This window comes from Streptomyces sp. NBC_00704 (assembly GCF_036226605.1).
GTDB lineage: Bacteria > Actinomycetota > Actinomycetes > Streptomycetales > Streptomycetaceae > Streptomyces.
Window position 1 is genome coordinate 7,343,678 of record NZ_CP109000.1, and the last position, 20,086, is coordinate 7,363,763.

A 20,086-nucleotide genomic window follows, 5' to 3' on the forward strand; every position below is an offset into this window, starting at 1 on the left:
GGGGAGGCGGTCATGCCGGAATCAGCCCATGACGCGAACGCCGCAGGCGTGGACGCCCGCACGGCAGCCGGGGCGGACGGCGCCGCCCGCCCCCGTCCGCCGCACGCCGGTGTCGTGATCGGCGTGCGTCCCGCGGGCGGCCGTGTCGTCGTCACCGTGCGCGGAGAGCTCGACCTGGACACGACCGGGCGGCTGGAACGGGCGCTGCACGGAGCGCTCGGCGCCGCGGCCGACGGGATCGACCTCGAACTCGACGCGGTCGCCTTCTGCGACTGCTCCGCCCTGAACGTGCTGCTCGGCGCGCGGGAGGACGGCCTGCGCGAGGGCAAGACGGTCGCCGTGCGCACGGTGAGTCCACCGGTGGCCCGCCTGCTGGACCTGACCGGCACCGCCCCGCTGTTCGACCCCTACGACACCCCCGACACCCCGGACACCGTCCTCCCGCCGCCGTCCGCGCCGGCGGGCCCGAGCGCGCCGCCGACCGACGCCGCCGACCGGACCGGGGCCGGCCCCGTGACCGTCGGGGCCCGGCTGCCGGGCGACGCGACCGGCCGTCGTCCCGGGGCCCGCGGACCTGTGCTCGGGCCATGAGGAGATCTGGGGCGAAGCATGCGGGCGCCGGGGCTTCCCGGCGTTCCCTGTGGTCGAGGGACTCCACGCTGTCGGTCGGCTCGGTCGGCTCGTTCCTGTCGATCGGCTCCGTGGGCAGTTGCCTCTCGATCGGCTCGGTCGGCAGCTTCCTGTCGGTGGGGTCCGTCGGCTCCGCCGCGTCCGTGGCCGCGGTGGGCTCCTGGCTCAGCGCCGGCTCGGTGCTGTCCGCCGCCTCGGTCGGCTCCGTGCTGTCCTGGCGCTCCCGCGGCGGCGTGTGCGCGGCCGGCGCGGCGGCGGCCGCGGTCGCCGGAGCGGTCCTGCTCCGCACGCGCGCGTCGGACCGGAGCCGCACCCCGCGCTGACGCGCCAGCGGCCCGGCCCGGCACGGAGGGCCGACGGCGGCCCACACACCCCGCCCGTCCACCGTTGCGTTCCCGGCACGGGCATGGGCCCCCTGCGGTGGCAGGAGGCCCATGAACCGTGACGCTGACCGCCCGGCGCGCTCACGCGCCGGGGGCTTTCTCAGTGGTGGCCCGGCCCGACCTTGATCACGCCGGCGATCCGGGTCATGACGCCCGTGTCGTGGACGACCTTCCCGTCGGACGTCTTCCAGATCCTGATGTGGAAGGTGTCCGGGTTGTCGGTGGCGGTGACGCGGAAGCCGTATCCGCTCTTGCCGTTGACGGTGCCGGAGCCCTGGAGGAGCGCCTGCTTGCCGGACACGACCAGCCAGTCGAGATGACCGGACCGGAACGTCAGCTTCGCCTGCTTCAGGCTGAAGGTGACCACGCCCGCCGGGGCGGTGGCCCCGGGCAGGTACCCGGCCGAGACGGAGAAGAACGGCTTGCCGCGGGACGCCGACAGGCCCGAGCCCACCACCGGCCCGGCGGCCCGGTCGTACACGACGACCTCGGGCAGCGTCAGCGCGGCCGTGCCGCCGTCGTCGTCCTTGACGGTGATCACCGGACGGAAGAGGCCCGCCCTGGAGTAGACGTGCTCGGCCCGGCAGCCGGACCCCGTGACGACCCCCTTGGCCGGCTTGCCGCCGTCCTTGAAGTCGACCACGCAGGTGTGCGTGTCACGGGCGCCCGCGTCGGAGAACCTGACGGTGACGACCGCCGGCCGTCCGGCCGACACCGGCGACTTGGGGCCGGTGGCCGAGGTGATCGAGGGCGCCGCGTTGGCCACCGTGACGACGGCCGTGTCGGTGCTGCGGCCACCGGTCAGGGTGAGGGTGAACGTGCCGTCGTCGGTGCAGGTGACCGTCGTGCGGGCGGCCGTCGGGGCGGCGACCGTGCAGGGCGCGCCCTTCTCGACCGTCCACTTCGGGCTGCCCGTCCCGGAGAGCGTGCCGTTCAGGGCGATCCGGTCGCCCTCCGCGCCCTTGACGTCCGGGCCGGCGTGCACGACGGCGACCGGGTCGACGCTCGTGAGCGTGGGCACGACCTTCCTGATGAGCCCGTCGGCGTCGAACTCCAGCTTGTCGACGGTGGTCTCACGGTGGGTGCCGTCACCGCCGGGGATCGCGAAGCGGTGGTAGGCGATGTACCAGTCGTCCGTGCCCGGGACCTGGACCACCGAGTGGTGGCCGGTGCCCTTGATGCCCAGGGACAGGTCCTTCTCCAGGATGACGCCCCGCTTGGTCCACGGGCCGCTGGGGGAGGGACCGGTGGCGTAGGCAACCTGGTAGTTCTCGTCCCGGGTGTCGTTCTCCGACCACATGAAGTAGTAGACGCCCCTGCGCTTGACGACGAACGCGCCCTCGTTGTAGCCGCTCGGGGTGATGTCCTGGACCTTCGCGGTGTCGATCGACGTCATGTCGGCGTTCAGCGGGACGACGTACCCGTGGCCGTTGCCGAAGTAGAGGTACGACTGGCCGTCGTCGTCGGTGAAGGCCGCCGGGTCGATCATCTGACCGGGGAACTGGCCCGCCTTCAGCAGGGGCTTGCCGAGGGCGTCCTTGAAGGGACCGGTGGGGGAGTCGGAGACGGCGACGCCGATGTTGGCGTCGGCGCAGAAGTAGAAGTAGTACTTGCCGTTCTTCTCGGCGATGGTCGGCGCCCAGGCCCTGCTGTCCGCCCAGCTCACGTCCGGCCCCAGGTCGAGGATGACGCCGTGGTCGGTCCAGTGCAACAGGTCGGTGGAGGACCAGGCCTTGAACTGCGTGCCGCTCCAGCCGTCGAAGCCGTCGGTGGTCGGGTACATGTAGAAGGTGTCGCCGAAGCGGACGATGTTCGGGTCGGCGTTCAGGCCCGGCAGGACCGGGCTCTTCATGATGAGCGCGGACACCGTCCAGGTGCGCTTCGCGCCGTCGGAGCCGGTCACCTCGTAGGTCTGCGGCTTGCTGAAGTCGCGCAGGGCGCCGGAGGCCGGGGTGATGCCCGCGCCGTGGGCCAGGGTGAACTGCGGGGCCAGGGCGGTGACGTCGCTGCCCTGGGTCAGCGGCAGGACGATCGTGCTGTTCTTGTCGTCGATCAGCGCGTCCACCTTGAGCGCCGGGTGGGTCGCCGCGGCGATGCCGGTGGTGTTGCCGGCGAGTTCCAGGACCTCGGCGGGCGTCAGGGCCCGGTTGTAGATCCGGAAGTCGTCGACCTCGCCCGCGAAGTACGGGTCCGGCGAGTACAGGGACTTGCCGATGTAGCCCGAGGCGTCCTTCGCCGCGTCGTACAGCTCGGACGGCTTGACGGCGACGCCGTTCACGCGGGCGGCTTCGGCGCCGTCCACGTAGAGGACCGCCGTCTGGGTCGCGCCGTCGAGGGTGACGGTGAGGTGCTTCCACTCGCCCGGGGTGAGCTGCGCGCCGCCGATCATCTGCTTCTCACCGGACCAGGTGGCCTTGGTGATCGCGGAGAACAGCTTGCCGCTGCCGTTGGAGGGGGTGGCGAAGAGGTACCTGTCGCTGTCGGGGCCGAGCCCGAACAGCCACTGGAAGTTGTCGCCGCCCTTCCACTTGACGTACGTGGAGACGGTGACGCTGCCGACGTCCTTGAGCACTCCGTTCGGAATCTTCACGTACGGCGAGTCGGAGGTGCTGGAGCCGCCGGACATCTTGAACGAGCCGCCGTCGACGCCGGTCCCGAAGGCGGGCGTGCGGACGTAGGTGCCGTGGTAGCCGTGGCCGCTGGAGTCACGGACGATGCTGCCGCCGCTCTCGTCGAAGCCGTAGTGCAGGAGCAGGTCGGCGGGCACGTCCGGGCCCTCGGCGGAGACCGTCACGTCGGCGTGGACGTCGATCGCCGCGTCGCCCGGCAGGTCGCCCTTCACCGTGAAGGAGCCGGCCTGCGCGTACCGCGACGGGTCGACCTTCTCCCAGGTGACGGTGACGGGCCGCTTCGCGCCGTCGGCGTAGGTGGCGATGACGGTGGCCGGCAGCACCGGCGCCTCGCCGATCCGCGTCTTCACCGGCACGTCCTCGACGGCGGTGACGATCTGGTCCGGCTGGTAGGCGCGCAGCAGTCGGTCGTACTCTGCCTGCGTCACCGGCAGGACGGTCCCGTGGCGCGGCTTCGACGGCAGGTCGTAGCCGGTGGACGGAGTCCAGTTGCCCGAGGCGAGGTCCGTCGTCTCGAACGGGATGTAGCCGCGGCCGCCGAACTCGTCGAGGAAGGCGTACCACTTCTCCTCGCTGTTGGACTTGAACACCAGCGGCCCCTCGGCCGCGTTCATCGCGCCCTTGCCGATGCCCTCGGCGACCGCGGTCCAGGACGGGTTGAGCAGCGAGTCGCTCTTCTCCTCGAAGACGAACTTGCTGTTGGGGGTGGAGGAGCTGTTGTTGCGCTCGTCCTTCGACAGGCGGAAGTAGGTGCCGTCGTGCTGGATGACGGTGGAGTCGATGACCGAGTAGCCGCGGTCGATCCAGACCTTGGGCTCGCTGAAGGTGTAGAAGTCGCGGGTGGTGGCGTACATCATCCGGTTGTAGGTGTCACCGGAGTGCGCGGGGTTGTCGTACAGCTTCGACGCCCAGAACACCACGTACTGGCCGAGCTTGGAGTCGTAGAACGCCTCCGGCGCCCAGGTGTTGCCGGCGCTGTCCGGGGAGACCTTCACCAGGCGCTGGTCCGTCCAGTGCACGAGGTCGGTGGACTCCCACACCATGATGGACTTGCTGCCGGAGCGCTGCGAGCGGTCCCAGTCGCCGTTGCCGTAGATCCTGAGGTCCGTGGCGATCTGGTAGAACTTGTCGCCCTCGGGGGAGCGGATGATGAACGGGTCGCGCAGGCCCTTCTCGCCGAGCGTGGAGGTCAGGACGGGCTTGCCGTCGTTCAGCTCACGCCACTTCAGCGGGTCGTCGCCCTTGCTGAGGGCCGCGTAGAGCTGCTCGCCGTCCGCGGTGCCCTCGCCGGTGAAGTAGCTGAACATGTAGCCCTTGAGGGCTTCCTTCACGGGGAGTTCGGGGACCTTCGCGGTGAACGTGCGGGTGGTCCGCGCCTCGCCCTTGGCGACCGTCGCGGTCAGGGCGGCCGTGGCGGCGCCGGCCCCGTGCGCGGGGCGGTGCACCACGCCGTCGGCGGACACGACGTCCTGCGCGGCGGAGGACCAGGTCACGGTGGTCCCGTACGCGCCCGTCGCGGGAAGGGTGAGGTTGCCGCGCGCGTCGTCCAGGTTGTGGACGGTGAGGGCCTCGGCGGCCTGCTCGGTGGCGCCCTTGTCGTCGAGGGCCGGCAGGACCGTGACGTCGAAGGCCCGGGTGGCGGAGACGGAGCCCTTCTTCAGGGTCGCGGTGAGGGTGGCGTGACCGTCGGGCTCACCCGCGGCCGGGCGGGTCACCTTGCCCGCGTCGGACACCACGCCGGGGTGGTCGCTGGACCAGGTGATGAGGGAGCCGCCGGCCGGGCCGGTCGTCGGCAGGGTCAGGTCGGCGGTGACGGCGCTCGTGTCGCCGAGGGTCAGCGCGGCCTTGTCGTCCGCGACGCCCTGGGTGGCGACCGGCAGGGAGAGCTGCTCGACCTCGCCGGCGTCCAGGGCGCGGTTGTACACGCGGAAGTCGCGCATGCTGCCCTTGAACAGGCGGTCGCCCGAGTAGACGGACTTGCCGACGGCGTTGGCCGTGGTCGTGCCCGAGCCGATCGCGCCGGGGGTGATGGTCACCGACGTGTTGCGGGCGACCTCGACGCCGTCCTCGTACAGCACGCCCGTGGTGCCGGCCTGGGTGTACGTGAGGTGCTTCCACACGCCGCGCGCCAGGTTGTGGGAGTCGGCGGGCTTGATGTTCTGCTCGGTCGACCAGTTGCCGGTCGCGATCGAGGCGCGAAGGGAATTGCCCGTGGCGAACAGGTAGCCGTTGCCGTTGCCGCCGCTGGTGTTGCCGAACCCGTAGAGGAAGTACGGCGTGGCCTGCGCGGTGTCCATCTTCACGTCCATCGCGACGCTGATGGACGTCATGCCCTTCATCACGTCGTTCGGCATCTTGACGTAGGTGTCGGAGCCGTTGAAGGAGAGGCCCTGGCCGGACGAGGAGAAGTCGGCGGTCCCGTTGACCGTGCCGTTCAGTCCGTGGCCCGAGGCGTCGGGGACCGTCGTGCCCGAGGCGCCGTCGAACTTGTACCAGAGGGCCAGACCCTCGGTCACGTCGGCGGCCTCCGTGGCCCCCGCGGGAACCGCCGTGCCGGCCAGGCCCACGAGCAGGGCCACGGCGGTAAGTGCGGCGAGCTGTCCCGTCCCGTGTCGCGTCCGGCCGCGGAGTCGATGTCTGTGCGCCATGGGGGGACCGCCGTTTCAGCCGTGTGACGTGATGTTGCAGGAGTGTCAAACGGTGTACATGCCCGCGTCAATACTTTTCGAACGACGTCCGACAGGCCGAACATTGAGGATCCGTTCGGCCCGTACCGGCGCCGGCCGAAGGAAGGACGCGGGCCCGCCCCGACCGGCCGGTACGGTCCGATCGAGGGGAACATGGCGTGAGTGGCCCGACTCACATGGCCAACACGGTCACCCACCGCCACGATGGGTCCCGTCACCGGCAGGCTGAAGGGGTCCACGATGTTCCGCAAGGTGCTGGTCGCCAACCGTGGTGAGATCGCGATCCGTGCGTTTCGCGCCGGCTATGAGCTGGGCGCGCGCACGGTCGCCGTCTTCCCCCACGAGGACCGCAATTCGCTGCACCGGCTCAAAGCCGACGAGGCGTACGAGATCGGAGAGCCGGGCCATCCCGTCCGGGCGTACCTCTCCGTCGAGGAGATCGTGGCCGCCGCCCGGCGGGCGGGCGCGGACGCCGTCTACCCGGGCTACGGGTTCCTCTCGGAGAACCCCGAACTCGCCCGGGCGTGCGAGGAGGCGGGCATCACCTTCGTGGGCCCCGACGCCCGCACGCTCGAACTGACCGGCAACAAGGCCAGCGCGGTGGCCGCGGCCCGCGCGGCCGGCGTGCCCGTCCTCGGCTCCTCCGCGCCCTCCAACGACGTCGACGAACTCGTCCGGGCCGCCGAGGACATCGGCTTCCCCGTGTTCGTGAAGGCGGTCGCGGGCGGCGGCGGACGCGGCATGCGCCGGGTCGCGGACCCGGCCCAGCTGCGCGAGTCCATCGAGGCGGCCTCCCGCGAGGCGGCCTCCGCGTTCGGCGACCCCACCGTCTTCCTCGAGAAGGCCGTCGTCGACCCCCGCCACATCGAGGTGCAGATCCTCGCCGACGGCGAGGGCGACGTCATCCACCTCTTCGAGCGCGACTGCTCCCTCCAGCGCCGCCATCAGAAGGTCATCGAGATGGCCCCCGCGCCCGACCTCGACCCGGAGCTGCGCGACCGCATCTGCGCCGACGCGGTGCGCTTCGCCCGCCAGATCGGCTACCGCAACGCCGGCACCGTCGAGTTCCTCCTCGACCCCGCCGGCAACCACGTCTTCATCGAGATGAACCCCCGCATCCAGGTCGAGCACACGGTGACCGAGGAGGTCACCGACGTCGACCTCGTCCAGGCCCAGCTGCGCATCGCCGCCGGCGAGACGCTCGCCGACCTCGGCCTGTCGCAGGAGACGGTCACCCTGCACGGCGCGGCCCTTCAGTGCCGTATCACCACCGAGGACCCCGCCAACGGGTTCCGCCCCGACACCGGCCGCATCAGCGCCTACCGCTCCCCGGGCGGCTCCGGCATCCGCCTCGACGGCGGCACCACCCACGCCGGCACGGAGATCAGCGCCCACTTCGACTCCATGCTCGTCAAACTCACCTGCCGGGGCCGCGACTTCCCCACCGCCATCGGCCGGGCCCGGCGCGCCGTCGCCGAGTTCCGCATCCGCGGCGTGGCCACCAACATCCCCTTCCTCCAGGCCGTCCTCGACGACGCCGACTTCCAGGCCGGACGCGTCACCACGTCGTTCATCGAACAGCGGCCCCACCTGCTGACCGCCCGCTCCTCGGCCGACCGCGGCACCAAGCTGCTCACCTACCTCGCCGACGTCACGGTCAACAAGCCCCACGGCGAGCGGCCCGAGCTGATCGACCCGGCCGCCAAGCTGCCCGCGACGCCCGCGGGCGAGCCGCCCGCCGGCTCCCGCCAGCGCCTGGTCCACCTCGGCCCCGAGGGCTTCGCCCGCTGGCTGCGCGAGTCGCCCACCATCGGCGTCACCGACACCACCTTCCGCGACGCCCACCAGTCCCTGCTCGCCACCCGCGTGCGCACCAAGGACCTGCTCGCCTCCGCCCCCCTGGTCGCCCACACCCTGCCCCAGCTGCTGTCCCTGGAATGCTGGGGCGGCGCCACCTACGACGTCGCCCTGCGCTTCCTCGCCGAGGACCCCTGGGAGCGGCTCGCCGCCCTGCGCGAGGCCGTCCCCAACATCTGCCTCCAGATGCTGCTGCGCGGCCGCAACACCGTCGGCTACACGCCCTACCCGACCGAGGTGACCGACGCCTTCGTCCACGAGGCCGCCGCCACCGGCATCGACGTCTTCCGCATCTTCGACGCGCTCAACGACGTCGGCCAGATGCGGCCCGCCATCGACGCCGTCCGGGAGACGGGCACGGCGGTCGCCGAGGTCGCCCTGTGCTACACCTCCGACCTGTCCGACCCGAACGAGCGCCTGTACACCCTCGACTACTACCTGCGGCTCGCCGAGCAGATCGTCGAGGCCGGCGCGCACGTCCTGGCCGTCAAGGACATGGCGGGCCTGCTGCGCGCCCCGGCCGCCGCGAAGCTCGTCTCGGCGCTGCGCCGCGAGTTCGACCTGCCGGTGCACCTGCACACCCACGACACCGCGGGCGGCCAGCTCGCCACCTACCTCGCCGCGATCCAGGCGGGCGCGGACGCCGTCGACGGCGCCGTGGCCTCCATGGCGGGCACGACCTCACAGCCCTCCCTGTCGGCGCTCGTCGCCGCGACCGACCACTCCGAGCGGCCCACCGGCCTCGACCTCCAGGCCGTCGGCGACCTGGAACCGTACTGGGAGGGCGTGCGCCGCATCTACGCGCCCTTCGAGGCGGGCCTCGCCTCCCCGACCGGGCGCGTCTACCACCACGAGATCCCCGGCGGGCAGCTCTCCAACCTGCGCACCCAGGCCGTCGCGCTCGGCCTCGGCGACCGCTTCGAGGACATCGAGGCCATGTACGCCGCCGCCGACCGCATCCTCGGCCACCTGGTCAAGGTCACCCCGTCCTCCAAGGTCGTCGGCGACCTCGCCCTGCACCTGGTCGGCGCCGGAGTCGACCCGCACGACTTCGAGGCGGCGCCCGACCGCTACGACATCCCCGACTCCGTCATCGGCTTCCTGCGCGGCGAACTCGGCACCCCGCCCGGCGGCTGGCCCGAGCCCTTCCGCAGCAAGGCGCTCCAGGGCCGCGCGGACGCCAAGCCCGTCCAGGAGCTGAGCGCCGAGGACCGCGAGGGCCTCGAGAAGACCCCCCGCGCCACCCTCAACCGGCTGCTCTTCCCCGGCCCGACGCGCGACTTCGACAACCACCGCCAGGCCTACGGCGACACCAGCGTCCTCGACAGCAAGGACTTCTTCTACGGTCTGCGCCCGGGCAAGGAGTACGCCGTCGACCTGGAGCCCGGCGTGCGGCTCCTGATCGAGCTCCAGGCCGTCGGCGAGGCCGACGAACGGGGCATGCGCACCGTGATGTCGTCCCTCAACGGCCAGTTGCGGCCCATCCAGGTCCGCGACAAGGCGGCCGCCTCCGACGTGCCGGTCACCGAGAAGGCCGACCGGGGCAACGCCGGGCACGTCGCCGCACCGTTCGCCGGCGTGGTCACCCTGGCGGTCGCCGAGGGCGACGAGGTGGAGGTCGGCGCGACGATCGCCACCATCGAGGCGATGAAGATGGAGGCCACGATCACCGCGCCGAAGGCCGGCCGCGTCGGCCGGCTCGCCATCAACCGCATCCAGCAGGTGGAGGGCGGCGACCTGCTCGTCGTCGTGGACTGAACCGAGCGCCGTCGGCGACCGACCGCCGGCGGCACCGCCCCCTGCCCTGCCGCGGGACTGAACGGACCTGCGCGGGACGGTTGCTGCTCGTGAGCGGCCGTCTCCCGGCCTTCCGGCCGGGCGGGCGGGGCCGGTCCGCGGAGGGCGCCGGTCGTCGGCATGTGCCGTCTCCGCGCCTTCCGTCGCCCCGAACGGGACGCGCCGCGACGGCCGTTGCCCGCAGGGGCAGCAGGTCTGCCCCTGCGGCCGGTGACGGACGGCGGGACCGCGGCTACCGTCCGTTCGTGAACAACCGCACTTTCCCGCAGCGGCCGGTGACACGTCGTCAGGGGCGTGCCGCATGAGCGACGACCAGGCAGTCGAGGCGCCCCCGGAGCAGGTGGCGGGCGCTTCCCGACCGGCCGGCCGCACGGTCGCGCCCGCACCCCGCCGACGCGGGCCCGGCCTCTTCACCGTCGTGGTGCTGCCCGCGCTGCTCACCCTCTCCGCCGTGGCCGGCTTCCTCGCGCTGACCGGCGGACTCCCCGGCGACGAGGACACCGGGGTGACCTCCCAGGACGACGCGGCCGGCGGCGTCAACGCGACCTACGGCCCCTGGCTGCGCACATCCGCCGGAGCCTGCCCGGTCGTCACCCCGTCCCTCCTCGCCGCCCAGATCGACCAGCTCACCGGCTTCAGCGACGAGACCGCCGCCTCCGGCGAACAGGGGATCGCCGCCTTCACCGCCGCCGCCTGGCGCACCTGGGGCAGGGACGACGACGGCAACGGGCGCTCCTCGCCGCACGACCCCGCCGACGCGATCATGGCGCTCGGCCGCCAGGACTGCTCCCTGGCCCGCAGGTTGACCGAACTCAGGACCGACGGCAAGGTCAACGGCGACCTCGCCGACCTCACTCTGGCCGCCTACGCGGTCGGCGCGGACGCCGTGGCCGACGCGGGCAAGGTCCCGGCCGCCGCCAGGACCTACCTCGACGAGGTGACGTCACGGCTCGCGGTCTACGCGGACTTCGACCGGGAGGACCCGAGCGGCGGCGCCCCCGCCCCGGCGAACACGATCCTCGCGGCCCCCACCACCACCCTCACGGTCACCTCGCCCTACGGCTCCCGCACCCACCCGCTCACCGGCGTCACCAAGCTCCACACCGGCGTGGACTTCGGCGCGCCCCGGGGCGCCCGGGCGTCCGCCGCCCGCGACGGCCGGGTGGTGTTCGCGGCCATGACCAAGGCGTACGGCAACCGCGTCGTCGTCGACCACGGACTCATCGACGGCAAACGCCTGGAGACGACGTACAGCCACCTCTCCCTACTCCAGGTCACGGCCGGGCAGACGGTGCGCACCGGCGACCCGGTCGGGCAGGTCGGCTCCACCGGCCTGTCAACCGGCCCGCATCTGCACTTCGAGGTGATCTACGACGGCTACTACACCGACCCGCTGCCCTGGCTGACGCCGACCGCCTGACGACCGCGGGACGCGGGAGCCGCGGTGGCGCGCGGTGCGGCGATGAGCCCTGTATGCGCCCCCGTGCCACTGGGCAGAATCCGTTCTGCCACTGATCACGCGGAGCGGACCCGGACGAGGTCCGCCCCCGAACTCCCAGGGAAGGCAGGTCGGTCGTCGTGCAGTTGCGTCTTCCCTCCTCGGTGTCCGAAGCACAGCGCTGTCTGGCCGAAGGGGCGGTGCCGATCGGCGGCGCCACCCTGGTGTGGGCCGGCTGGCAGCGCGACGGCTTCCCCGAGCAGGCCGTGTCGCTGCGCGACCTGCCCGAGGCCAATGCGTTCGGCCCCGAGGAACTCGGCGGGGCCGTGCCGCTGCACCGCGTCGACGCGACCGTGCCCGAGGCGCTCCACCGGGCGGCGTCCGGGGTGGGCACGGGCGCGGTGCGCCGGGCGGCCACCGTCGGCGGCAACATCGTCGGCAGCACCCTGCGCTGTCTGCTCCCCGCGGCCCTCGTGCTCGACGCCCGCGCCACCGTCCTCACGGCCGACGGCGTGTACGAGACCGACCTGGCCGAACTGGTCGCGAAACGCCATGTGCTGCTCGCCCTGCGCTGGCGCACGCCCCTGGCCAGCGGCTACCGCAAACTTCCCGGCGAGGCGGGCGGCCCGCCGCCGCTCGTGGTCGCCGTGGCGGTCCACCGGGACGGCGGCGACGGCCCCGGCACGGTGCGCGTGGCCGTGCGCGACGGCTACGAGGTGCTCGGCGACAGCGCGCCCTGCCGGGCCGACGCCGAACACGTCCTGCGCGACCTGGAGACCATGACGGCCGCGTCCCTGCCGGCCCCGGCGCGGGACGCCCTGCGCCACGAGATCGTCGACGTACTGGCCCGCGCCGCCGCCTGAGGCCTCCCGGCAGGACGCCGGACGCCCGGACGCGCGAGGTCCGTGCCACGGGCGCATGGCGTCAGCCCTTCGCGCGCGCTCAGCGCTCCGCCCGTGCCGCGGCGAGCGCGACACGGGCGGAGACGGCTGAGCGGCAGGGCGCTACGGGGTCACGTCCGTGACCCTCCAGCGCTGGTTGGAGCCGGAGTTGGCCTGCCAGGTGGTGACGGCCGCGCCCTCGTTGGTCGCCTGGCCGCCGACCTCGAGGAGACGTCCGGTGGCCACGTTGATCAGCGTCCACGTGCCGTCACCGGTGGTCGACATGATCCACTCGGTGGCGGGGTCGCGCCTGCCGGTGTCCGGCTCGACCACCGGCACGTCGTTGCGGACGGCGAGGCGCTTGCCCTCGGCCGGGTTGGCGAAGACGTAGCGCTGGCGGGCGCCCTTGTCGCCGTGCCGGGCGTCCAGCTGCCACTGCTGCGCCGTGCTGCCGTCGGCCGAACGGATCGCCAGGCTCGTGCCGTTGGCGGCGACGGTGACCGCCTTGCCGCTCTGCACGCCGGTCAGCGTGTAGGAGTGGCCCTTGCTGAACAGGCCCGCGTTCTTCGCGACTCCCGATACGCCCTTGACGGCGAAGGAGGTCACGGACTGCGCGGGGACGGTGTAGGTGGCCCTGCCGTCGACGACCTTGACCGGGGCCTGCCGCTTCAGCTTGCCGTCGGCGCTGGTCACGGTCGGCGTGACGGTCGCGTTGCGCTTGACGTCGCGGAACCGGGACAGGTCGATGGTGACCGTGCGGGCCGCGGTGGTGGAGTTGACGTGGACGAGGGAGAGCCCTTTGCCGTCCTTGGTGACGGCCGCGGCGCTGGAGGTGTCGTCCACCTTGACGAGCTTGTCGCCGGGCTTGATGAAGTGGGTGAAGTTGCGGGCCGTGTCGAACTTGGTGTTCGTGAAGACCGGGCACGACTTCAGGGTGTCCGACTTGGTGCAGCTGAACGGGAGCTGGATCTCGCCCCAGTTGCCGCCCTTGGCGGACTCGCCGCCCGGCTTCATGTTGTCGTAGTCCTCGACCGGCTGCCAGAACACCCAGGCGGAGGGCTCCAGTTCGCGCAGGTCGTTCACCATCTGCTGGGCCAGCCCGAGGCCCGGACGCATGTCGGTGAAGCTCTGCCCGTCGCCCCAGTCGCCTTCGACCTCGCTCATCCACAGCGGCTTGTCGGCGGCCTTGGCGAGGTCGCGCACGGTGGTGCGCTGACCGGTGCCGTAGGTGTGGACGTTCATCTGGTCGACGAGGTCCTTGGAGCCTTGCGAGTAGGAGTTCCAGTTGGTCGCGAAGAGGGACGGGTTGGTCTCGTCCATGGCCGATATCCCGGCCTTGACCTTCGCCTTCTTCAGCGCGGGCGCCAGCGCGGCGAGCACCTTCTGCTGGAGCGCGGGGCCGATGTGGGCGCCCTCCTGGCGGCCGCTGACCGGTACGCCGTTCGCGTCGAGGCGGGTGCCCCAGTAGCCGGTGTTGGGCTCGTTGAAGGGGTCGAGGGTGTCGACCTCGATGCCCTCGGCCTTCTCCAGCCGCTTCGTCGCACCCGCCAGGTAGGCGGCGAAGTCGTCGACCGAGTCGGCCTTCAGCTGGTCGGTGTTGGCGTCGAACCCGCCGGACACGTAGCCGCTCTCCGTCATGAACCACGGCGGGGAGTTGCTGAACGCCTCCCAGTGGGTGATGTCCTTCTTGATGCGGTTCACCCACCAGCGCTGGGTGGCGTCGGCCTTCGGGTTCCAGTCGGCCGGGTCGTCGGCGCTCCACCAGTCGGTGTCCTCGCGGGTGGTGCCCGCGGGCGCCTTCCACCAGCCCTGCACGGCGCCGCCGGCCCGCAGGTAGTCCTTGACGTCCGGAGCGTTGCCGCCGCCGATGTTGTAGCGGGCGATGTTCAGCGCCAGGCCGTCGTCACCGAAGAGCAGACCGGCGAGCTTCTCGCGGACTGCCGGCGGGTAGTCGCCGGTCGCGTTGGCGAACCAGACCAGGCTGGTGCCCCAGCCCTCGAACTTCTCCTGCTGGTACGAGGGGTCCGGCGTCACCGTGACGGCGGCCTCGGCGTGCGCCTGCACGGGGACGCTCAAGAGCGCGGCCCCGGTGGCCAGTGCGGTGAGTGCGGCGGCCCCGAGGGTCCGTCTGCTGCGGGTGCGGCGTGCCATGGAAGCTCCCAACTGCGGTGCGGTCGCTGTGGTGGGCCCCCTCCCGCCGTGCGGGCGGGTGGGGATGGCCCCCGGGCACGGGTCAGGCCGTGCCCGGGGAGTCGTGGGGGGTGCGGACGGGGGACCTCAGACGGCGGGGCCGCGCAGGACGGCGACCTCCCGGGGGCCGAGGACGAGGGAGCCCTCCGCGTCGCGGGCGCCGAGCAGCACCTCGCCGTCGAGGCCGGGCACCGGCACCGTGTCGTCGGTCCGGTTGACCAGGAACACGAACCGCTCCGAGGGCCCGCGGCGGACGGTCAGCTCGACCCGTCCGCGGGCCTGCGCGGGAAGTTCGCTGCTGACGCCGGCCGGCTCCAGCAGGCGCGGCAGCAGCGTGCGCAGCCCGTCGACGCCGAGCCGGGTCGAGACGTACGAGGCGGAGCCTTCGCCCGTGGGCCGGCGGGTGACCGCGGGCCTGCCGGCGTGCACACCGTCGCGGTAGTGCGCCAGGACCTCCGTGTCGCCGTCGGCGAGGGTGATCCGGTCGGTCCACAGGCTGCCCGTGACGGAGTCGTCCAGCTCCACGCTTACCCCCGCGAGCAGCGGTCCGAACTCCTCGATGCGGATGCCGAGCAGGTCGCGCAGCGCACCGGGGTAGCCGCCGAGCCACACGTGGTCGTTCTCGTCGACGATCCCGGAGAAGTACGTGGTGACCAGGTGGCCGCCCTGCTCGACGTAGCGGGTGAGGTCCTTGGCCAGCTCGGCCGGCACCATGTGCAGGACGGGCGCGACGAGGACCCGGTGCCGGGAGAGGTCGGCGCCGGTGGTCACCAGGTCGGCGCGCACGCCCAGGGCGAGGAGCGCCGAGTACCAGTCGAGCGCCTCCTGCCGGTAGTCGAGCAGGGCCGTGGGGTGCGAGTCCTGCTCGGCGGCCCACCACGACTCCCAGTCGTAGAGGATGCCGACGGCCGCCGCCTCCCGCTCCGAACCGGCCACGGGGGCGAGGGACTTGAGGGTGGCGCCGAGGCCGGCGACCGCGCGGAACAGGTCGCTGTCCGCGCCGGCGTGCGGGACCATCGCCGAGTGGTACTTCTCGGCGCCGGCCGCGGACTGCCGCCACTGGAAGAAGCAGACCGCGTCGGCGCCGTGCGCCACGTGCAGCAGCGAGTCGCGCGCGAGGTCGCCGGGGCGCTTGGCCACGTTCACGGGCTGCCAGTTGACGGCGCTGGTGGAGTGCTCCATGAGGAACCAGGGCTTGCCGCCCGCGATGCCGCTGACCAGGTTGGCGGAGAAGGACAGCTCGTCGCGGTCCTGCGGGCCGGGGTGCACGTAGTGGTCGTTGGAGACGAAGTCGATCTCGCCCGCCCAGTCGGGGTAGTTCATGCCCTTCGTGCCGCCCATCACCATGAAGTTGGTGGTGACCGGGACGCCGGGCGTGATCTCCCGCAGGATCTCGCGCTCCGCGACGAGGTGGTCCTTCAGCGCGTCCGAGGAGAACCGCTTGAAGTCCAGCTGCTGGGTGGGGTTGGGGTGGGAGGCGGCCAGCCGCGGCGGCAGGATCTGCTCCCAGTCGCTGTAGCGCTGCGACCAGAAGGCCGTGCCCCAGGCGTGGTTGAGGGCGTCGAGCGTGCCGTAGCGGGCGCGCAGCCAGACGCGGAAGGCGCGGGCCGCGTCGTCGGAGTGGTCGTAGACGTTGTGGCAGCCCAGCTCGTTGGAGACGTGCCAGGCGACCAGCGCCGGGTGGTCCTTGTAGCGGCCGGCGATCTCGCGCACCAGGCGCAGGGCGTGCTCGCGGAAGACGGGCGAGGTGGGCCGCCAGTGCTGGCGGGCGCCCGGCCAGAGGGTCTCGCCGTTGGCCGTGACCGGCAGGATCTCCGGGTGCGCGGTGGTGAGCCACGGCGGCGGGGAGGCGGTGGCGGTGGCCAGGTCGACGCCTATGCCGCCCGCGTGGAGCAGGTCCATGACCTCGTCGAGCCAGCCGAAGTCCCAGGTGTCCGGGCCCGGCTGGATGCGGGCCCAGGAGAAGATCCCCACGGAGACGACGGTGACGCCGGCCTCCCGCATCAGCCGGACGTCCTCCTCCCACACGTCCCGGGGCCACTGCTCGGGGTTGTAGTCGGCGCCGTAGGCCAGACGCGGGGCGGGGTCACCGTCCGCCCCGCGCAGCATGCGGGACTGGAGGGTGGAGATCATGGCGGTCCTTCCGAAGGTGGTGCACGGGGGCGGCGCGGCCCGGGAGCCGCGCCGCCCGGCGTTTCACTGCGTGGGGATGTCCGGCTGCCGGTCAGTGGGGACCGATCGCCGACGGGTTCACTTCTCGATCGTGAAGCCCTGCTCCTGGCCGTACTTGACCGAGGCGTCCTGCCAGGCCTTCAGAGCGTCCGCCAGCTTGGTGCCGGAGACGTAGGCCTTGCCGACCGTGTCGTTGAAGATCGAGTTCGCGTACGGCTGGAACGGCAGGTACGACCAGTCGCTCGCCACGTTGGCGGCGGACTCGGCGAAGATCTTGTTGGCTTCCTGGCCGCCGAAGTAGTCGAACTTCTTGCCCTGGAACGCGGGGGACTCCAGCTCCGCCTTGGTGGCGGGGAAGGCGCCCTCGCCGACGCGGGTGGCGACACCGGCGCCGGAGTTGGCGTACTCGGTGAAGGCGTAGGCGAGTTCCTTGTTCTTGGCCAGCGCCGGGACGGCCAGCGAGCTGCCGCCGTTCTCCGCGCTCGCCTTGTCGCCCTTGGTCCAGGCCGGCATCGCCGCCGCGCGCCACTGGCCCTTGGCGTTCGGGACGCCGGTGGCGAAGTTGGCGGGCATCCAGGCGCCGGTGGGCAGGGTGGCGATGGTGCCGTCGCCCAGGCCCTTGTACCAGTCGTCGGTCCAGCCGTTGACCGGGGCGACCAGCTTCTCGCTGATCAGCTGCTGCCAGACCGTCTCGTACTTCTTGGCGCCCGCGTCGTCGAAGTTGACGCCGAGCTTGGTGCCGTCGACCTTGTAGGGGCGCGAACCGGCCTGCCACAGCAGGGAGGTGGTGAGGCCCGCGTCACCGAGGTCGCTGGTGATGTAGGCCTTCGGGTCGGCCTTGTGGAGCTTGCGGGCCGCGTCCAGGTACTCGTCCCAGGTGGTCGGGACGGCGATCTTGTACTTGTCGAAGACCGTCTTGTTGTAGAAGAGCGCCATCGGGCCCGAGTCCATCGGCAGGCCGTAGACCTTGGCGCCGTCGCTGACCGCGTTCCACGGGCCCGGCGTGTACTTGGAGGCGAGCTTGGCGGCGCCGTACGGGGCCAGGTCGGTCAGGCCCTTGGTGAGGGAGTACTGGCCGAGCGCGAAGTACTCGACCTGGGCGACGTCCGGGACGCCCTTGCCGGCCGAGATGGCGTTGGACAGCGCGGTGTAGTGCTTGTCGCCGGAGCGCTCGCTGACCAGGTTGACCTTGACCTTGGGGTACTTCTTCTGGAAGTCGGCGGCCACCGTCTTCAGCGTGGGCTCCCAGGCCCAGACCGTGATGTCGCCGCCCTTGTCCAGTGCGGCCTGGAGGTCGCCGGCGGAGACGGCCTTGGTGTCGGAGTCGTCGTCCGAGCCGCCGCAGGCGGTCACGCCCAGGGCCAGGGTGGAGACGAGGGCGATGCCGCGCAGGATGCGGCTCGTTGTTCTGCGCATGGGGCTTCCACTTCTGCGTGGGTGGGACAGGTGAGGGTGGGGGTGGTGCGGGTGGTGCGGTGGTGCTCACATGTGGGGCTTGGGGGCCGCCGTCCGTGTCACTCCTTGACGCTTCCGGCGGCGAGGCCGGACTGCCAGTACTTCTGGAGGAACAGGAACGCGGCGATGAGGGGGACGATCGTGAGCAGGGATCCGGTGATCACCAGGTTGAAGATCACGTCACCGCCGATGGTCTGCGCCTGGTTGCTCCAGGCGCTCAGACCCAGCGTCAGCGGGTACCAGTCCGGGTCCTTCAGCATGATCAGCGGGAGGAAGTAGTTGTTCCAGGTGGCGACCGTGGTGAACAGCAGCACGGTCACGATGCCGGGGGCCAGCAGCGGCAGCGCGACCCGGAAGAAGGTCCGCACCTCGCCCGCCCCGTCCATGCGGGCCGCCTCCAGCAGCTCGGTCGGGATCGCCTCGGCCGCGAACACCCACATGAGGTAGAGGCCGAACGGCGACACCAGCGACGGGATGATGACCGCCCAGGGGGTGTCGGTCAGGCCCATCTTGCTGAACATCAGGAAGGTGGGCACGGCCAGCGCGGTGGCCGGCACGGCGACCGCTCCGATCACCACGGCGAAGATCGCGCGCTTGCCGGGGAACTGGAACTTCGCCAGCGCGTAGCCGCCGAGCACGGCCAGCAGGGTCGCGCCGCCCGCGCCGAGCACCACGTACAGCAGGGTGTTCAGCAGCCAGCGTCCGAAGATGCCGTCGTGGTAGGTGAAGGTGTCCCGGACGTTGTCCCACAGCGCGAAGTCGTGGGCGAACCACAGGCCGTTGGAGTCGGCGAGGCCCGACTGGGTCTTCGTGGAGTTGATGACCAGCCAGATCAGCGGCACCACGGTGTAGAGGACCATCAGGCCCATCAGCACCGTCAGCAGCATGTTGCGCTTCGGCTTGCCCGGCGTGTGCTTCCTGCGGGGAGTGCGCAGCCGGGGGGCGGCGCTCTTCGCGGGGGAGGCGGTGACAGAGGTGCTCATCGGGTCACGCTCCCTTGCGCATGCCGCGCAGCTGGACGGCGTAGGCGACGATCATCGTGATGACGCCCATGATGATGGCCACCGTCGCGGAGTAGTTGTGCTGCTGGCCGTTGAAGGACAGCGAGTACGTGTAGTAGTTCGGCGTGAAGTCCGTGGTGATCGAGTTCAGCGCCAGCGGACGCAGGATGCTCGGCTCGTTGAAGAGCTGGAAGCTGCCGATGATCGAGAAGATCGTCGCGATCACGAGCGCGCCGCGAATCGCGGGCAGCTTGATCGCGGTGATGATCCGCCACTGGCCGGCGCCGTCGATCTCCGCCGCCTCGTACAGCGAGGTCGGCACGACGCGCAGCGCCGAGTAGAAGATCAGCATGTTGTAGCCGACGAACTCCCAGGTCACGATGTTGCCGATGGAGGCGAGCACCCAGTCGGGGGAGAGCAGGTCGGGCAGGGTGACGCCGAACGCGGAGTCGATGTCGCCCACCAGGCCGTACTTGGTGCCGTACATGAAGCCCCACATGAGGGTGGCGACCACGGCGGGCACGGCGTACGGCAGGAAGATCGTGATCCGGAAGAAGCTCTTGCCGTAGAGGCGGCCGCTGTCCAGCGCGAGCGCCACCAGCAGGGCGATGCCCAGCATGATCGGCACCTGGATGACGAGGAAGAGCGCCACCCGCCCGACGGCCGACCAGAACGCGTCGTCCTGGAGGGCCCGCGTGTAGTTGTCCAGGCCGACGAACTGGTTGCCGCCGATGAGCTGGTCGCGGAAGAGGCTCAGGTAGACCGAGTAGGCGATCGGAGCCAGGAAGACCAGCGCGAAGACCACCACGAAGGGACCGATGAAACCCCATCCCGTCCAGGAGCGGCGGTCCCGTTTCGCCGGAGGCGGAGCCGGCCGCGGCTCGGCGGCCACCGGCGGTTGCAGCGTCGTCATGTCGTTCCTCGCTCGTCCAGAACTGGAGCAGGCGGTGTGGCGCGGAGATGTC

Annotated in this window: 11 protein-coding genes; 5 read left to right on the forward strand and 6 right to left on the reverse strand. The window is 71.7% G+C overall.

Going from position 1 to position 20,086, the window contains the following annotated elements:
- Positions 1-12: 12 nt before the first annotated feature.
- Together OG802_RS31855 and OG802_RS31860 are read left to right on the forward strand one after the other, a co-directional pair.
- Complete coding sequence (locus OG802_RS31855; RefSeq protein ID WP_329416121.1) at positions 13-591, forward strand: STAS domain-containing protein; 579 nt, start codon at positions 13-15, stop codon at positions 589-591.
- Positions 588-953 (forward strand): hypothetical protein, encoded by a 366-nt coding sequence (locus OG802_RS31860; RefSeq protein ID WP_329416123.1) that lies wholly within the window; start codon positions 588-590, stop codon positions 951-953. The genes OG802_RS31855 and OG802_RS31860 overlap by 4 nt, the downstream gene beginning before the upstream one ends.
- Positions 954-1,113: 160 nt before the next feature.
- On the opposite strand, the gene OG802_RS31865 is transcribed toward OG802_RS31860, so the two are convergent.
- The gene (locus OG802_RS31865) at positions 1,114-6,291 is read right to left on the reverse strand and encodes a family 43 glycosylhydrolase (RefSeq protein ID WP_329416125.1); all 5,178 of its coding nucleotides are present in this window, start codon (positions 6,289-6,291) and stop codon (positions 1,114-1,116) included.
- Between the two features lie 279 nt (positions 6,292-6,570).
- Here OG802_RS31865 and OG802_RS31870 point away from each other — a divergent pair, with 279 nt between their 5' ends.
- From OG802_RS31870 to OG802_RS31880, 3 genes are all read left to right on the forward strand, one after another.
- Positions 6,571-9,945 carry a pyruvate carboxylase gene (locus OG802_RS31870; RefSeq protein WP_329417568.1) on the forward strand — a complete coding sequence of 1,125 codons (3,375 nt, stop codon included), beginning with the start codon at positions 6,571-6,573 and terminating at the stop codon, positions 9,943-9,945.
- Positions 9,946-10,285: 340 nt separating this feature from the next.
- A complete protein-coding gene (locus OG802_RS31875) occupies positions 10,286-11,404 on the forward strand; it encodes a M23 family metallopeptidase (protein ID WP_329416127.1) in 1,119 nt (372 codons plus the stop codon).
- 158 nt (positions 11,405-11,562) lie between these two features.
- Positions 11,563-12,285: an FAD binding domain-containing protein gene (locus OG802_RS31880; RefSeq protein ID WP_329416129.1), complete on the forward strand. Its 723-nt coding sequence runs from the start codon at positions 11,563-11,565 to the stop codon at positions 12,283-12,285.
- A gap of 141 nt (positions 12,286-12,426) precedes the next feature.
- On the opposite strand, the gene OG802_RS31885 is transcribed toward OG802_RS31880, so the two are convergent.
- From OG802_RS31885 to OG802_RS31905, 5 genes are all read right to left on the reverse strand, one after another.
- On the reverse strand, positions 12,427-14,454 hold the full coding sequence (locus tag OG802_RS31885) for an RICIN domain-containing protein (protein WP_329416131.1): 2,028 nt from the start codon (positions 14,452-14,454) through the stop codon (positions 12,427-12,429).
- 126 nt (positions 14,455-14,580) lie between these two features.
- Positions 14,581-16,626, reverse strand: coding sequence for a beta-galactosidase (locus tag OG802_RS31890; RefSeq protein ID WP_329416133.1), 2,046 nt, complete (start codon positions 16,624-16,626; stop codon positions 14,581-14,583).
- Positions 16,627-16,743: 117 nt separating this feature from the next.
- Positions 16,744-18,081, reverse strand: a complete 1,338-nt coding sequence (locus OG802_RS31895; RefSeq protein WP_329416135.1) for an ABC transporter substrate-binding protein — start codon at positions 18,079-18,081, stop codon at positions 16,744-16,746.
- 98 nt (positions 18,082-18,179) lie between these two features.
- A complete protein-coding gene (locus tag OG802_RS31900) occupies positions 18,180-19,103 on the reverse strand; it encodes a carbohydrate ABC transporter permease (RefSeq protein ID WP_329416137.1) in 924 nt (307 codons plus the stop codon).
- Positions 19,104-19,107: 4 nt separating this feature from the next.
- Complete coding sequence (locus tag OG802_RS31905) at positions 19,108-20,034, reverse strand: carbohydrate ABC transporter permease (protein WP_329416139.1); 927 nt, start codon at positions 20,032-20,034, stop codon at positions 19,108-19,110.
- Between the last annotated feature and the right edge of the window lie 52 nt (positions 20,035-20,086).

Excerpts from the sequence above, each read along its gene's own strand:
- OG802_RS31855 (WP_329416121.1), top strand. The coding sequence starts at position 13 with ATGCCGGAATCAGCCCATGACGCGAACGCCGCAGGCGTGGACGCCCGC.
- OG802_RS31885 (WP_329416131.1), bottom strand. The coding sequence starts at position 14,454 with ATGGCACGCCGCACCCGCAGCAGACGGACCCTCGGGGCCGCCGCACTC.
- OG802_RS31890 (WP_329416133.1), bottom strand. The coding sequence starts at position 16,626 with ATGATCTCCACCCTCCAGTCCCGCATGCTGCGCGGGGCGGACGGTGAC.
- OG802_RS31905 (WP_329416139.1), bottom strand. The coding sequence starts at position 20,034 with ATGACGACGCTGCAACCGCCGGTGGCCGCCGAGCCGCGGCCGGCTCCG.
- OG802_RS31870 (WP_329417568.1), top strand. The coding sequence starts at position 6,571 with ATGTTCCGCAAGGTGCTGGTCGCCAACCGTGGTGAGATCGCGATCCGT.
- OG802_RS31900 (WP_329416137.1), bottom strand. The coding sequence starts at position 19,103 with ATGAGCACCTCTGTCACCGCCTCCCCCGCGAAGAGCGCCGCCCCCCGG.
- OG802_RS31860 (WP_329416123.1), top strand. The coding sequence starts at position 588 with ATGAGGAGATCTGGGGCGAAGCATGCGGGCGCCGGGGCTTCCCGGCGT.
- OG802_RS31865 (WP_329416125.1), bottom strand. The coding sequence starts at position 6,291 with ATGGCGCACAGACATCGACTCCGCGGCCGGACGCGACACGGGACGGGA.
- OG802_RS31875 (WP_329416127.1), top strand. The coding sequence starts at position 10,286 with ATGAGCGACGACCAGGCAGTCGAGGCGCCCCCGGAGCAGGTGGCGGGC.
- OG802_RS31895 (WP_329416135.1), bottom strand. The coding sequence starts at position 18,081 with ATGCGCAGAACAACGAGCCGCATCCTGCGCGGCATCGCCCTCGTCTCC.